This window comes from Kordia sp. (genome assembly GCF_050633145.1).
Taxonomy (GTDB): Bacteria; Bacteroidota; Bacteroidia; order Flavobacteriales; family Flavobacteriaceae; genus Kordia.
The window spans coordinates 161,799-176,467 of sequence record NZ_JBOEFY010000026.1 but is presented as its reverse complement, the minus strand read 5'-3'; the positions used below and the strand labels follow the sequence as shown (position 1 = coordinate 176,467).

12 protein-coding genes are annotated in these 14,669 nt (G+C 33.4%); 11 read left to right on the top strand and 1 reads right to left on the bottom strand.

Annotated features, from left to right (window positions below; all coding sequences use genetic code 11):
• Window positions 1-129 precede the first annotated feature (129 nt).
• A complete protein-coding gene (locus ACRBBL_RS14050; protein WP_431369700.1) occupies window positions 130-1,995 on the bottom strand; it encodes a peptidase domain-containing ABC transporter in 1,866 nt (621 codons plus the stop codon).
• Window positions 1,996-2,438: 443 nt separating this feature from the next.
• On the opposite strand from ACRBBL_RS14050, the gene ACRBBL_RS14045 reads away from it, so the two are divergent.
• The 11 genes from ACRBBL_RS14045 to ACRBBL_RS13995 all read left to right on the top strand — a co-directional run bounded on the left by ACRBBL_RS14045 (window position 2,439) and on the right by ACRBBL_RS13995 (window position 14,573).
• Window positions 2,439-4,166: a helix-turn-helix domain-containing protein gene (locus ACRBBL_RS14045; protein ID WP_431369699.1), complete on the top strand. Its 1,728-nt coding sequence runs from the start codon at window positions 2,439-2,441 to the stop codon at window positions 4,164-4,166.
• A gap of 117 nt (window positions 4,167-4,283) precedes the next feature.
• Window positions 4,284-4,478: a hypothetical protein gene (locus ACRBBL_RS14040; RefSeq protein ID WP_431369698.1), complete on the top strand. Its 195-nt coding sequence runs from the start codon at window positions 4,284-4,286 to the stop codon at window positions 4,476-4,478.
• A 71-nt stretch (window positions 4,479-4,549) separates the two neighbouring features.
• Window positions 4,550-6,736 (top strand): prolyl oligopeptidase family serine peptidase, encoded by a 2,187-nt coding sequence (locus tag ACRBBL_RS14035; protein ID WP_431369697.1) that lies wholly within the window; start codon window positions 4,550-4,552, stop codon window positions 6,734-6,736.
• 238 nt (window positions 6,737-6,974) lie between these two features.
• The gene (locus tag ACRBBL_RS14030) at window positions 6,975-7,427 is read left to right on the top strand and encodes a hypothetical protein (protein WP_431369696.1); all 453 of its coding nucleotides are present in this window, start codon (window positions 6,975-6,977) and stop codon (window positions 7,425-7,427) included.
• 448 nt (window positions 7,428-7,875) lie between these two features.
• Entirely contained in the window at window positions 7,876-8,493 is a 618-nt protein-coding gene (locus ACRBBL_RS14025; RefSeq protein WP_431369695.1) for a GNAT family N-acetyltransferase, read from the top strand.
• A complete protein-coding gene (locus ACRBBL_RS14020) occupies window positions 8,490-9,686 on the top strand; it encodes an argininosuccinate synthase (protein WP_431369694.1) in 1,197 nt (398 codons plus the stop codon). The genes ACRBBL_RS14025 and ACRBBL_RS14020 overlap by 4 nt, the downstream gene beginning before the upstream one ends.
• Window positions 9,683-10,660, top strand: a complete 978-nt coding sequence (argC, locus tag ACRBBL_RS14015; protein WP_431369693.1) for an N-acetyl-gamma-glutamyl-phosphate reductase — start codon at window positions 9,683-9,685, stop codon at window positions 10,658-10,660. Before ACRBBL_RS14020 ends, argC begins: the two co-directional genes overlap by 4 nt.
• Window positions 10,661-10,673: 13 nt before the next feature.
• Window positions 10,674-11,801 carry an aspartate aminotransferase family protein gene (locus tag ACRBBL_RS14010; RefSeq protein ID WP_431369692.1) on the top strand — a complete coding sequence of 376 codons (1,128 nt, stop codon included), beginning with the start codon at window positions 10,674-10,676 and terminating at the stop codon, window positions 11,799-11,801.
• Window positions 11,798-12,733, top strand: a complete 936-nt coding sequence (locus ACRBBL_RS14005) for an acetylornithine carbamoyltransferase (protein WP_431369691.1) — start codon at window positions 11,798-11,800, stop codon at window positions 12,731-12,733. Before ACRBBL_RS14010 ends, ACRBBL_RS14005 begins: the two co-directional genes overlap by 4 nt.
• A gap of 2 nt (window positions 12,734-12,735) precedes the next feature.
• On the top strand, window positions 12,736-13,512 hold the full coding sequence (argB, locus tag ACRBBL_RS14000; RefSeq protein ID WP_431369690.1) for an acetylglutamate kinase: 777 nt from the start codon (window positions 12,736-12,738) through the stop codon (window positions 13,510-13,512).
• Complete coding sequence (locus tag ACRBBL_RS13995; protein WP_431369689.1) at window positions 13,509-14,573, top strand: M20 family metallo-hydrolase; 1,065 nt, start codon at window positions 13,509-13,511, stop codon at window positions 14,571-14,573. Before argB ends, ACRBBL_RS13995 begins: the two co-directional genes overlap by 4 nt.
• The last annotated feature ends 96 nt before the right edge of the window (window positions 14,574-14,669 follow it).

Genomic DNA, 14,669 nt, shown 5'->3' with positions numbered 1-14,669 from the left:
TTGTCTAGTATTCCCAGTAAACTAGACCTGAAAAATTAAAAACTTAATGAAAAAAATTAGTGCATCCTGTGTGATCTCTCGTCCCCATTTAATTTTTTGTCAACTAACTACGTAAACAAATTTTCTTTTTCATGATATATAATTTATGGGTTCAGGTGTTTTTAATATTTTTTTCCAAAAATCGCTGTAAAAATTAGGCGTTTTTAGTAGTGTTTTATGATTGCCATGTACTTTCGTTTCTCCTTCTTGCATTACATAAATTTCATCAGCAATTTGATTCAAATGATGTAAATGATGAGAAATGAAAATAATGGTGATTTTCGATTTTAATTGTTCTAATAGTTTAAAGACAAACAATTCTGTTTTTCTATCCATTGTAGCTGTAAATTCATCTAAAATCAATAATTGTGGCTTTTTGTACAGCACTCGTATTAGTGCTAGTACTTGTTTTTGTCCGTTAGATAAATTCATACCGCCTTTTCCTAACATAGTGGCGTATCCTTTTGGTAAACGTTGAATGAAGTCTTCAAAACCATATTCTGTAATAAATGAATCTACATTTTGAAGTGTATCATCTTCGCCCAACACAATATTGTCAAACACTGTATTTGGAAAAATGGGCACTTCTTGTGGAATAACGCCAATAATATTGCGCCAATCTTTGGTTAATACTTGCTGTAGCGGAATTTCTTTATTGACTAAAATTTCTCCACTAGAATGTGTATAAAACTTTTGAATAATTTGTCCTAGTGTACTCTTTCCGCAACCACTTTCGCCAACAATAGCGATGCATTGCTTTTTGGAAATTTTAATATTAATGTTATTGAGTACTTGTTTTTTATCTGAAAAGCCAAAAGAAACATTTTTAATTTCTAATGATTTAAACTTTTCAATTGGTGTCTTTCCAGTAGCTTCTTCTTTTAAGGCTGTGAATTCGTGCATTCTGTCAAAGGCAACTTTTGCTTCGTTGATTGGAATGGCTACTAAAGCCAAACTTGCTACCGATGGTAATAATGAACTTGCAATGCACAATACGGCAGTCAATTCGCCAATAAGCATAGTGCCGCTATACACTTGAAATGAAGTGTAGACTAAAACAGCCATTAAAAATAAGACGCCAAATACGCTTGAAAATAATGACAATCGCACATTAATTTTTCCAAGTTGAAATACTTTATCTTGAAAATCTCCATAAATGCGTTGATTCAGTTTTTGAAAAACACCTTGTCTGTTTGTATTTTTTATAATAGAAATATTCTGTAATGAACTAATATAATTGCTTTCGTTGTCGGTGCAACTGCTCATAATTTCTTTTTGTGCTTTGATGATTCTTGTATTAAAAGCATACATCAGCAAGAAATAAAATGGTAAACTAATAGCTGCAATGAGTCCAATATGCCAAGAATAGTAAAATAAAAAACCTAGTGAAACAATAGAAATCAGTGTATGAATCACTACGTTTCCTATGACAACTTTAATTACATTTTGAATGCGTTGTGTATCGTTGAATCGTGCGACCAATTCACCAATTTTTCGTGTATCAAAGAACGGTTTAGGTAAACTTAGCAATGAACTGTAAAATCGATCAATAATGCGATTGTTTACATTTTTGCTTTGCGAAATTAAAAATTGATCACGAATCGTTGTAAAATATACCTTTATCAACAATAAAACGGTGACAATACTCATGCTAAAAATAAGCATTTTGGTGTCTTTTGATGGTAGAATAACATCTATAAGTTGCTGCGCAAACACCGCAATGCTCATTCCTAAAATAGCAATGCAGATTCCTAAAAGAATACTGTAACCTATGGTTTTGTGGTCGGGTTTTATGATATTTAAAAACCACTTTTTTCGTAATTCGTGGCGTTTATTAAAATTTTCGGAGTATTCATCGATTGTAAGTGACTGAATTACTTGGTACATAATGCCAAATACCAAAATCAAAATCGCCAGGATCAAGAAATAGATAATATTATCATTGGTAAATTTCATCTTTTGGTGGTTAAAAGTTTATTAATTCATGTCTATACCATACTATGTGCTGATTTTGGGAAGTTTGTTGATTAGCTACTAGTCATTTTGGTAAGACAACTAGTAGCACGTTAATCAACAACCATACTTTAAGAAAGTATTCGTCAATCTAAATATTTGCAAACTGAACATTCGTAAAGAAATCGGCTAAACTTTAGTTCATGTTTTATCAGAAGCAAATAATTTAGATCTTAATTAGAAGTTTTCGTTATGAAAAAACTTCATTGCTTTTGAATCGCTTTATCGTTTTTCGTTACTGTAAATGTAAGTCGAAAGTTTACCCAAAAACAAGAGAAGCTATTCACGATTTATAAATCTTTCACAAATTTTTATAAAAAAACAGTAACTTAGTTGTGTTAAAACCGTACGCTAGCCTGTACGTATATATCATACATTAACCATCCATGATTCGTAAAGAAAAACCGACCTTAATATTACTATTAATCATAGTGTTACAACTTTTTTGTGCTACTGTGTTTGCTCAAAATACTACCATAAAAAAAGAGACGAATGCTCCAAAAAATGATAGCATAGCTACTCAAATCGATGTTTTAAATCATGAATCATTGAGGATAGCATTGGAGCGAGCAAAACAAACTGAAAACACTTCAAAGATTGCAAATGCCTATTTTGAATACACAGAATTCTATCTAAAAGATTTAGATGAAATGTGTATTAAGTATAGTGATAGTATCATCTTTATTACAAAAGATATAAAAAACAATGAAAAGTTTCCCGCTAGCGGATACAATCAAAAAGGAAGGTATTATTATATAATTGGTAAATATAAATTAGCACTTAATAATTTAATAACTGGTTTAGATCGCGCTAAAGAAAACACATTACTTTACGAAACTATAAATTTTAATATCGGTCTAATAAAAAACACAATTGAACGTCATGTTGAATCCAAAAAAATCTTTAAACAATATAAAAAGTTTCTAGAATCGAATGGATACGAAAAAACATCTATTAAGTATAATAGAGCCATATTTGCGCTTTCGCATTCATTCACTTATACAAAAAAGTTAGATTCTGCTACGTATTATATTGACGAAGGCATAAAAAATAGTATTGCAGGAAACGATCCTGTAGGATATAATTATTTTGTATTAAATTCAGGAATCAACTCATATTTTAAAAAGGAATATCAAATTGCACATGATAGTTTAATGAAAGTAAAAGCGTTATTTGAAAACGATAAAAGTGAGTTGACCTCATTAGCTTTTACACATTTATTTCTTGGAAGAACGAGCAAAGCACTCAACAAAAAAAGTATCAATCATTTTGTAAAAGTTGATTCCATATTGGAAGTGACCAAAGATGTAATGCCCGAGTTGTTAGAAACGTATGACTATATTAAAGATTATTATGAAGCTAACGGAGAGCAACAAAAGCTTACCGATTATCAGAAACAAGAAATAAAATTTCGTAAAATTTCTCAGCATAACTATCAAGATTTGGTGAAAGATATTGTGACGAATTATGACAACAAAATTCTAGAAAAGAAAAGAAATAAAATTATTAAGGAGATTAAAGAAAAGGATAATATGATTATTATCGTATTACTATCTTTATTATTAGCGTTTGCAGGCGTAATTTATTATTTCTTTCGAAAGCAAGTAATTCATAAAAAACGTTTCCATAAATTATTAGAAGAGCAGCAAAAAAAGCAAGAACGTATAGTGTTAGAGAAAAAAGAAAGACTAATTGTCAAGAAAAAGCCAACTGCTATTGAAAATAATATAAAAGAATTGCCAGAAGATTTAGTCAATGATATTTTGACAAAACTTGAAAAGTTTGAAGCAACAGATAAGTTTGTAAAGAAAAAATACACCTTACCACAATTGGCAAAAGAGTTAAATACGAACGGGACTTACTTATCAAAAGTAATTAATGAAACAAAACAAGTAAACTTTGCTAACTACTTAAATCAACTGCGAATTGAATATGCTATTGAGCGTATTACAAACGATTCTCGCTTTAGAGAGTATACCATAAAAGCCATTGCGGAAGAGTGCGGATTTAAGACACAACAGTCGTTTTCTGCGGCTTTTTACAAGAAAACAGGTGTAAAACCGTCATTTTTTGTACGACAACTAAAAAACAAAATAAAAAAATTAAACAACTAAAAATCAGGTGGTTAATTAAATGTTAATTACTTAAAATTTATAAATATTGTGTAGTTTCATTTGCTTTTTACCCAATTAAGGTCATACATTTGAGTATAACATTAAAACGAAAGAAGAATGAGAAACCAAACCAAATCCCTAAACAAATTGCTATTATCAAAAGTTAGAGTAGCAAAAGTAAGTGAGCAACAAATGATTTTAGGAGCTCATAATCGAAGCAAAAGAGGAACGAACTCAAAAACAGGAAATTCAAACCAGAATGGAATTGGACAAATTCAAGTACAATTTCAAGATGCGTTTGTATATATGTAAAATCATGTTAGAGTGCTAAAAGTGTGCAAGTCCTTTACCAAGATTTGTACACTTATTAATTTCCCAATGTTATGACTAAAAAAGTGCTAGGCATTATTTGTATTATTCTTGTAAGTTGTTCAAAAGAACATTCGTTTCAACGAACTGTTCCTGCAAATATTCACAATAATACTGCTGAAACTTATCACGGGAAAGAAATTGTAGATATGTTTAGACCGTTGGAAAACATGAAAGATTCCACGATTCTCAACTGGTACAAAAACGAAACAAAGTACGCGCAAAGCATACTTAAAAACATTACAGGTCGTGAGTTGTTTCATAGCGAAGCAAACGAATCAAACATTCAAATATCAAGATTTACTTTTACAAACGACGACCATTATTATTACCTTAAAAAATCGGCAAAAGAAGCTACTGCTAAACTGTATTGCAGGTACAAATTAAAAGGAGAAGAAATCTTAATCTTCAATCCTGAAAACTATCAATCAACATCAAACAATACATATTACATTAACTATTTTAATCCAAGTTGGGACAATAGTAAAATTGTGATCAGTCTGTCTAAAGACGATGAAGAAATTTCTGAAATGATCATTTTAGACACTAAAACAAAGAAAAAACATCCACAAGTCATACAAAATGCTTGGCCAGCGGCACTTGGTGGCATACGATGGTTAAAAGATGATAGCGGATTTTTCTATGAATACCTTCCAGAAACCAATCGCGATTCAGATACATATCTAAAAAATGTAGAAACTGTTTTATACAAAATTGGAAGCAATCCAAAAAAACGGAATGTATACTTTTCTAAAAAGAATAACCCTGAAATGCAGATGAACTCGGGCGATTTTCCTGAAATAATCTTGCAAAATCCAACGGATACATATTTATTTAGTAATGTTTCTGGCGCAAGCGCGTATTACGAATATTACTTTACGGAATATGATAATTTATACGATAAAAAAATAAGCTGGAAACCTTTATTTAAGCAGGAAGATAAAATTCCATTTTTTCATGTAGTAGGAGATGAGTTGTATTTTGTGACGGCTCGGAATGCTTCAAACTTTAAAATATGCAAAACGTCTTTGAAAAATCCTGATATACGCAATCCAGAAGTTTTAGTCGTGGAAGATCCAAAAGCAACAATTTCAGACTTTGTGATCACCAAACAAGGATTGTTTTTTGTGAAGACGAAAAATGGAGTCTCATCCAAACTCTATCATTTACAAGATGGAAAAACGGAAGAAATTCCAATTCCGAAACCAGCTGGCGCTATTTACTTACTGACTAAAGGAGCTGATTATGACGATTTATGGGTAGAAATTAATGGTTGGACAACCAATGAAGTACGTTACAAATACAATTCGATAGACAAAACATTTGTGGAAGAAAACCTCTATCCGAAGAAAACCTCAACAAATTACGACGATATTATTGTGGAAGAAGTGGAAGTGCCGTCACATGATGGTGAGTTAATTCCGCTTTCGCTGATTTATCATAAAGACACGCAAAAAGATGGAAACAATCATGTATTAATGCGCGGTTATGGAACCTATGCGTTTTCACTTACGCCAGCAGTAAATCCTTTAATGATGCAATGGATTGATAAAGGCGGAATATACGCAGTAACACATGTGCGTGGCGGAGGCGAAAAAGGAGATGCATGGCATAAAGCAGGATTTAAAAAAACGAAACCTAATACTTGGAAAGATTTTATAGCGTGTACCGAATATTTAATAGACCAAAACTATACGAATCCGAAAAAAATTGCAGCTTGGAGTTCTAGTGCAGGCGGAATTTTAATTGGACGAGCTATAACAGAACGTCCAGACTTGTATGCCGCAGCAATTGTACGTGTTGGGCAACTAAATACATTGCGTTCTGAAAATACACCAAATGGACTCAACGGAATCAAAGAGTACGGAACTATAAAAGATCCGAAAGAGTTTGAATATTTACTGGAAATGGACGCGTATCATCATATAAAAAAAGGTGAAGAATATCCAGCCTTATTATTGACAGCAGGAATGAACGATACTAGAGTGCCTGCGTGGCAACCTGGAAAATTTACAGCAAAAATGATTGAAGCAAATGCTTCCAATAAACCGATTGTATTCAATGTAGATTTTAAAAGTGGACATGGTTTTGATGCCAGTGCTGAAAAGCGTAGTGCAGAATTACAAGACATGTTATCATTTGCATTTTGGCAAACAGGACACAAAGATTTTACACTAAAAGAAAACACTCGTACGAATTAAAGATAGCTATTCTTTATTCTTCAAAATTGAGAATATGTATATTTTTACTAACTCAATCCAATAGGAAAGTCAGATGGAAACGTCTGACTTTTCGCTTTTTATCAGATCAGTTTTAGGTACAATTTTTTGTGATTCAAATCAAAGCGTATACAATTCGTAGACAGGTGTGCTATTAATTAAATATCAACAATATAAATATCTTGTTTCGATGTATATTTAAGAAGAAACAGTATTTATTATGAACACGCACGCAGACAAATTAAACAAAAACAAAAACCAAGCTGTTGCAAATGCAGTTGCGCAGAAAAAAGAAGTTAAGCAAACAGTTCAATTAGAAGACAATCGTCCAGAAGCTGTTGCACAATTGAAAGCACAAAATATTTTAGAAACAGCACAATTAAAAGATTCACAATCATCATTTCCTGTTACACAGTTAGTACACAAGCATGCAGAAGTAATGAAAAAGAGAGGAAGATTTAAGAGAAGCCTTAAGACAGCCATTAGGAGAATTATAGCTATAAAAGCAGCTGGTCCGGCAACAGCAAGGCAAATAGAAATTCATGATGAGGTATTGCATGCAGGAGCACATCATGGAGTACGTCCAGTTACTGTACAACAGTTGGTTACAGACTTAAATGATAAAATTGCAGAACTTACAGCTCAAAATTTACATGATAGTGATGATAAATAAGTTTCTTATAAAAAATAATTAGTATAAGTATACTAACTTTAACAATACGATATTATAAGGGCTTGTTTTTTAGAGTATTCATAAAATTTCAAGAAAAGTTATCTTTTAGTACATCGCATACAACTATAATTTGTAGGTTTGTAGTAATGATTACACAAAATAAAATATACAATAGAAAACCCAGTTTGCGCTTGCGCAACCGCCGCCGCTAATTCTTCAATGTAGCAGTACACTCTATTCAGTAATTTTATTTTTCACTTTTTGTATCATTTAATATTCATATCATTTCATCAAACTCCTGTTATTTTAAACAATAACAATAGTCCCGCACGCCGCTTTTTTACACGCCGCCCGTAAGGGTACATTTTTATATTGGGAACTTCGGTGCGTCCAGTTCTTCTTTTCAAGATACATCAAACAAAATTTTAATCATTTTTAATTCAACACAATGGAAATTGTCATAGCTAACAATTCACATAGCGTGTACGCTGAAACTATTTGTGAAACTATTTTACAAGCTGCTCAAGTAAGAGGAACAGGAATAGCAAAGCGAAAGCCTGAATACATCATTTCAAAAATGGAACAAGGAAATGCAGTCATTGCTTTAGATGGCGAAAAGTTCGTAGGTTTTTGCTACATAGAAGCTTGGAGTCATGGAAAATTTGTCGCCAATTCTGGATTAATTGTGCATCCTAACTACAGAGGAAAAGGCATTGCAAAACAAATCAAGAAAAAGGTTTTTGAACACTCAAGAGCCAAATTCCCCAACGCAAAAGTATTCAGCATTACTACAGGATTAGCAGTCATGAAACTCAATAGTGAGTTAGGCTATAAACCTGTGACATTTTCAGAATTAACAGAAGATCAATCCTTTTGGAATGGTTGCCAAACATGCAAAAACTTTGATGTACTAAAACGTACGCAACAAAAAATGTGCTTGTGCACAGGCATGCTGTATGATCCAAATTCAAGTGATTCAACACAAAAAACGAAAGTAAAAGAAACGGTTTTTAAAAGATTAAAAAGCATCAAACAAAACTTGTTTCTAAAAAAAGATAAAAAATGAATACTCCAAAAAAATTAGTGCTAGCATATAGTGGCGGATTAGATACGTCCTATTGCGCCATTCATCTTACGAAAGATCAGCATTTTGAAGTGCATGCTGTAAGTGTAAATACAGGTGGGTTTACTCAAAAAGAAATTAAAACTATTGAAGAGAATGCTTATAAAATGGGCGTTTCAACGTATAAAAATATCAATGCAGTCAATACTTTTTATGAAAAAGTAGTCAAATATTTAGTATTTGGAAACGTATTAAAAAATAACACCTATCCATTATCCGTAAGTGCTGAACGTATTGTGCAAGCCATCGAAATTATTGAATATGCAAAAAGTATCGATGCAACACATATTGCGCATGGAAGTACTGGCGCAGGAAACGATCAGGTGCGTTTTGATATGATATTCCAAACCTTGGCGCCTGAAATTAAAATTATCACGCCAATTAGAGATCAAAAACTAACACGTGAAGAAGAAATCAATTATCTAAAAGCTAATGGAGTTGATTTGTCTTGGGAGAAAGCAAAATACTCCATTAACAAAGGACTTTGGGGCACAAGTGTTGGCGGTGAAGAAACGTTGACTTCTCACAAATCATTGCCTGAAGAAGCATATCCATCACAATTAGAAAAACAAAAAGAAGAAAAAGTGCAACTCACTTTTCTAAAAGGAGAATTGGTCGCTGTAAATGGTGAGCAAAATGCGCCAGAAATCAACATAGAAATTCTTAACTCATTGGCTTCAGCTTTTGCTATTGGAAGAGATATTCATGTTGGAGATACCATTGTTGGCATCAAAGGAAGAGTAGGATTTGAAGCAGCGGCAGCCATTATTTGTATCAAAGCGCATCATTTATTGGAAAAACACACGCTCACCAAATGGCAGTTGCAGCACAAAGAATACCTCTCTAATTTTTATGGAATGCATTTGCATGAAGGACAATACTTAGATCCTGTGATGCGTGATATTGAAAGCTATTTAGAAAGTAGTCAGGCAAAAGTTTCTGGAGATGTTTTCATCACATTAAAACCATATCATTTTACACTAGATGGAATTCAATCTGCACACGATTTAATGAACGCGAAGTTTGGTAGCTATGGCGAAATGAACTCAGGTTGGACAGCCGACGAAGCAAAAGGATTCATCAAGATTCTTGGGAATCAAAACAAAATTTATCAACAAGTAAATTCAGGAATATGATAGAAGTAGGAATCATAGGCGGCGCTGGTTATACAGCAGGAGAACTCATTAGATTGTTACTGAATCACACAAAAGTCAATATCAATTTTGTATATAGTACTTCGAATGCAGGAAATAAAATCAGTCACATTCATCAAGATTTGGTAGGTTCTACAGATTTGTCATTTACGAATACAGTTAATCATGATGTAGCTGTTGTTTTCTTATGTTTAGGACATGGAAATTCGAAAGCTTTTTTGGAGAAACATACATTCTCAACAAACACTAAAATTATAGATTTAAGCAATGATTTTAGATTGAAAAACGATCAAAATCTGGGAGAAGCATCTTTTGTATATGGATTGCCAGAATTACAAAAAGAAGCGATAAAAAAAGCTAAACACATTGCCAATCCAGGTTGTTTTGCTACCGCGATTCAATTAGCATTACTACCATTAGCGCATCACGGACTATTGAAACATGATGTACATATCAATGCAGTAACTGGCGCAACTGGCGCAGGAACTTCATTGTCTAAAACAACACATTTTGCATGGAGAGATAATAACTTCTCCTATTACAAACCTTTTACACATCAACATTTAGGTGAAATTCATCAAACCATACAACAATTACAAAATGACTTTACTGCTGAGGTAAATTTTATGCCGAATAGAGGAAACTTTAGCAGAGGTATTTTCGCAACAGCGTACACCAAATTTGAAGGAACTTTAGAAGAAGCCGAAATACTATACGCAAGTTTCTATAAAGATGCAGTATTTACTTTTTTGAGCACAAATGAAGTGCATTTAAAACAAGTAGTCAACACAAATAAATGTTTGATACATCTTCACAAACACGAAAACAAATTATTAATCACAAGTAGTATTGACAATCTTTTAAAAGGTGCTTCTGGACAGGCAGTTCAAAACATGAATTTGATGTTTGATTTTGAAGAAACAGAAGGACTACAATTGAAAGCTAACTTTTTTTAACAACACACAATATATGAGTTTATTTAATGTATATCCATTATTCAATATAGTTCCTTTCATTGCAAAAGACATGTATGTATACGATGAGAATAATGTAAAATACCTTGATTTATACGGAGGTCATGCAGTGATTTCAATCGGGCATTCACATCCAAAATATGTAAAAGCTATTTCCAATCAATTGCAAAAAATAGGGTTTTATAGCAATGCTGTTCAAAATCCATTACAAGAAAAATTAGCTGATAAACTAACAAGCATGTCTAACTGTAAAGGGTATCAATTGTTTTTGTGTAATTCGGGAGCAGAGGCAAACGAAAACGCCTTAAAATTGGCATCATTCTATACAAAAAAAACAAACGTATTAGCTTTTAAAAATGGTTTCCACGGAAGAACCTCAGCGGCAGTTGCTGCTACAGATAATGCTAAAATTGTAGCGCCTATAAACGCACAGCAAAAAGTAGATTTTGTCGATTTGGGCGATTTAGAAGCTGTAGAAACTGTATTGAAAAAAGGCAACACCTGCGCCGTAATTATAGAGTGTATTCAAGGTGTTGGCGGATTGGACGAAAGCACCACAGCATTCTATCAAGGATTGGAAATTCTCTGTAAAACATACAATACGTTATTGATTGCTGATGAAGTGCAAGCTGGTTTTGGAAGAACAGGCGATTTCTTTTCATTTAAAAAACACCTCATTACGCCAGATATCATTTCTATGGCAAAAGGTATGGGAAATGGATTTCCCATTGGCGGTATTTTAATTCACCCAAAAATCAAAGCTTCGTATGGTTTATTAGGAACAACATTTGGCGGAAATCACTTGGCATGCAGTGCTTCTTTAGCAGTATTAGATGTAATAGAAGAACAGCAGTTACTGCAAAACGCTACTGAGATCTCTGCGTACTTTCTAGCGAAAGCGAAAAAACTCCCTAAACTCAAAAACACAAAAGGAAGAGGATTGATGTTAGGATTGGAATTTGATTTTCCTGTGGCGGAAATACGTAAAAAACTGATTCACAAGCATCAAATTTTTACGGGAAGTGCTTCCAACCCGAATGTATTGCGAATACTTCCGCCGTTAACCATTACGAAAGCACATGTAGATGTATTTTTTGAAGCCTTAAAAAAGGCGTTGATATGAAAAAGTATACTACTATTTACGATCTAGATAACATTCCTGAAACGATTCAAGAAGCAATTCAGTTAAAAGAAAATCCATTTTCGACTCAATTGTTAGGAAGAAATAAAACATTGGTTATGCTTTTCTTTAATGCGAGTTTGCGAACGCGATTAAGTACAGAGAAAGCAGCAAAAAATCTAGGAATGGACGTCATGATTTTAAACGTAAATGACGCTTGGAATTTAGAATTTGAAGAAGGTTCGGTGATGAATTTAAATTCGTCAGAGCATATAAAAGAAGCTGCACAAGTCATTTCGCAATATGGAGATATTATAGCAATCAGAGCATTTCCGACATTAGAAGACAAGGAAAAAGATACTTCCGAATGGATTTTGAACAGCTTTGTAAAATATGCAACCGTTCCTATTGTAAACATGGAAAGCGCTACCATGCATCCGTTGCAAGCACTCGCAGACGCAATTACAATTACAGAGTTGCAGACGAAACAGAAATCGAAAGTGGTTTTATCGTGGGCGCCACATCCGAAAGCATTGCCGCAAGCTGTTGCGAATTCGTTTGTAGGAATGATGCAAGAGTTGGATGTTGATTTTAGTATTGCGCATCCGAAAGGATATGAACTCAATCCTGAATTGACTTTGGATATTCCTATTCATTATAATCAAGAAGAAGCTCTGAAAGATGCCGATTTCGTATACGTAAAAAACTGGAGTAGTTACGAATCGTATGGAAAAGTGTTGCATGAAGATACCAATTGGATGTTAACAAAAGAGAAATTGAAAGAAGCAAAATTTATGCATTGTTTGCCTGTGAGAAGAAATGTTGTGGTGGAAGATGCTGTGTTGGATAGTGAAAATTCTGTTGTCATTCAACAATCGTACAACAGAGTGTATTCGGCTCAAATAGTATTGAAAAAAATCTTAGAAAACTTATAGCTATGGAAACATTGAAAATTGTGAAAATTGGCGGACATATCATTAATGATGAAGTTGCTTTGAATGCTTTCTTAGATGATTTTGCTCAAGTAACTTCACCTAAAATTTTGGTGCATGGCGGTGGAAAGTCAGCTACTAAACTTGCGCAACAAATGAATATTGAAGTGCAAATGATTGAAGGAAGACGTATTACAAATGCGGAAACTTTGGACATTATCACAATGGTATATGCGGGAAATATTAATAAAAAAATCGTCGCAAAATTGCAAGCAAGAAACAATAATGCGATGGGTTTTTCTGGAGCTGATGGCAATTGTATTGTATCTGAAAAGCGTCCTGTACAAACGATTGATTATGGATTTGTAGGCGATATTAAAAAAGTAAACACGGGGAATTTAAAAATACTTCTAAATCAGGAAATTACACCTGTTTTTTGTGCAATTACACATGATGAAAACGGACAATTACTAAATACCAATGCAGACACAGTAGCTTCAGAATTAGCCATTGCTTTTGCAAATGAGTATACGACTGAACTGTATTATTGTTTTGAAAAAAACGGCGTTTTAGAAGATGTCAATAATGACGATTCAGTGATTGAAACGATTGACACAAAAAACTATCAAACATTACTCGAAAACAAGATTATTTCGGATGGAATGTTACCCAAACTCACCAATTGTTTTCATGCAATACATCATCAGGTGGAAAAAGTCCATATTGGGAAATCGGAAATGCTTTTAAATAAAAATCTAACACACACAACAATTCAAAAATGAATTCTACAGAATTAACAAACCAAGCAATTTCGTTGCTAAAAAAACTTATAGAAACACCATCGTTTTCTTCGGAAGAAGAAGGTACAGCAGCACATATCGAAAATTGGTTTCAGCACTATAAAATTCCTTTCAAAAGAACTAAAAATAATATTTGGGCAACCAACTTACATTTCGATGAGAACAAACCAACTCTGCTATTGAACTCGCATCACGATACCGTAAAACCGAATAATGGATATACAAAAAATCCTTTTGAAGCCATTATAGAAGATGGAAAATTATACGGTTTGGGAAGCAATGATGCTGGCGGTTGTTTGGTTTCTCTCATAGCAACATTCACCTATTTTTATAAACAACCAAACTTGCACTATAATCTTGTGATTGTCGCTTCCGCAGAAGAGGAAAGCAGCGGCGAAAACGGTTTGAACAGTGTGTTGTCTATCATTCCAAAAGTTGATGTGGCAATTGTCGGCGAACCAACGTTAATGCAATTGGCAATCGCAGAGAAAGGACTCGTTGTTTTTGATGCAGTTGTAAAAGGAACGCCAAGTCACGCCGCACATCCAAATACAGATAATGCTATTTATAACACCATTGACGTTTTAAAATGGTTTCAGGAATTCACATTTAAAAAAACATCTTCAGTGTTAGGTGATGTAAAAATGACCGTTACTCAAATCAATGCAGGAAAACAACACAATGCTGTTCCGGCAAACGTAAACTTAGTTGTAGATGTTCGTGTGAATGATGCATATAGTAACAAAGAAGTTGTGGAGATTCTTCAAAAAGAAGCGCCTTGTGCGGAAATCATTCCAAGAAGTTTACGATTGAATTCATCAGCTATTCCAGAGAAGCATCCGTTAGTGCAAGCAGGAATAAAATTAGGTAGAAAAATGTATGGTTCTCCAACACTGTCCGATCAAGCGGTTTTGACATGTCCTTCCTTAAAATTAGGTCCTGGCGATAGTACGCGTTCACATACAGCGGATGAATTTATCTATGTACATGAAATAGAAAAAGGCATTGAATTATACATTAAAATATTAGAAGAGATATTATAAAATAGAATTGAGATATGAGATTTTAGTATTGAGATTTTTCATAGAACGCTTCTCAATACTAACTACTAAAACAGATTCCTGCCTTCGCAGGAATGA

Coding starts and splice junctions, on each gene's coding strand:
- ACRBBL_RS14030 (WP_431369696.1), top strand. CDS start 6,975: ATGAACACGCACGCAGACAAATTAAACAAAAACAAAAACCAAGCTGTT.
- ACRBBL_RS14040 (WP_431369698.1), top strand. CDS start 4,284: ATGAGAAACCAAACCAAATCCCTAAACAAATTGCTATTATCAAAAGTT.
- ACRBBL_RS14025 (WP_431369695.1), top strand. CDS start 7,876: ATGGAAATTGTCATAGCTAACAATTCACATAGCGTGTACGCTGAAACT.
- ACRBBL_RS14020 (WP_431369694.1), top strand. CDS start 8,490: ATGAATACTCCAAAAAAATTAGTGCTAGCATATAGTGGCGGATTAGAT.
- ACRBBL_RS14035 (WP_431369697.1), top strand. CDS start 4,550: ATGACTAAAAAAGTGCTAGGCATTATTTGTATTATTCTTGTAAGTTGT.
- argB (WP_431369690.1), top strand. CDS start 12,736: ATGGAAACATTGAAAATTGTGAAAATTGGCGGACATATCATTAATGAT.
- ACRBBL_RS14050 (WP_431369700.1), bottom strand. CDS start 1,995: ATGAAATTTACCAATGATAATATTATCTATTTCTTGATCCTGGCGATT.
- ACRBBL_RS14005 (WP_431369691.1), top strand. CDS start 11,798: ATGAAAAAGTATACTACTATTTACGATCTAGATAACATTCCTGAAACG.
- argC (WP_431369693.1), top strand. CDS start 9,683: ATGATAGAAGTAGGAATCATAGGCGGCGCTGGTTATACAGCAGGAGAA.
- ACRBBL_RS13995 (WP_431369689.1), top strand. CDS start 13,509: ATGAATTCTACAGAATTAACAAACCAAGCAATTTCGTTGCTAAAAAAA.
- ACRBBL_RS14045 (WP_431369699.1), top strand. CDS start 2,439: ATGATTCGTAAAGAAAAACCGACCTTAATATTACTATTAATCATAGTG.
- ACRBBL_RS14010 (WP_431369692.1), top strand. CDS start 10,674: ATGAGTTTATTTAATGTATATCCATTATTCAATATAGTTCCTTTCATT.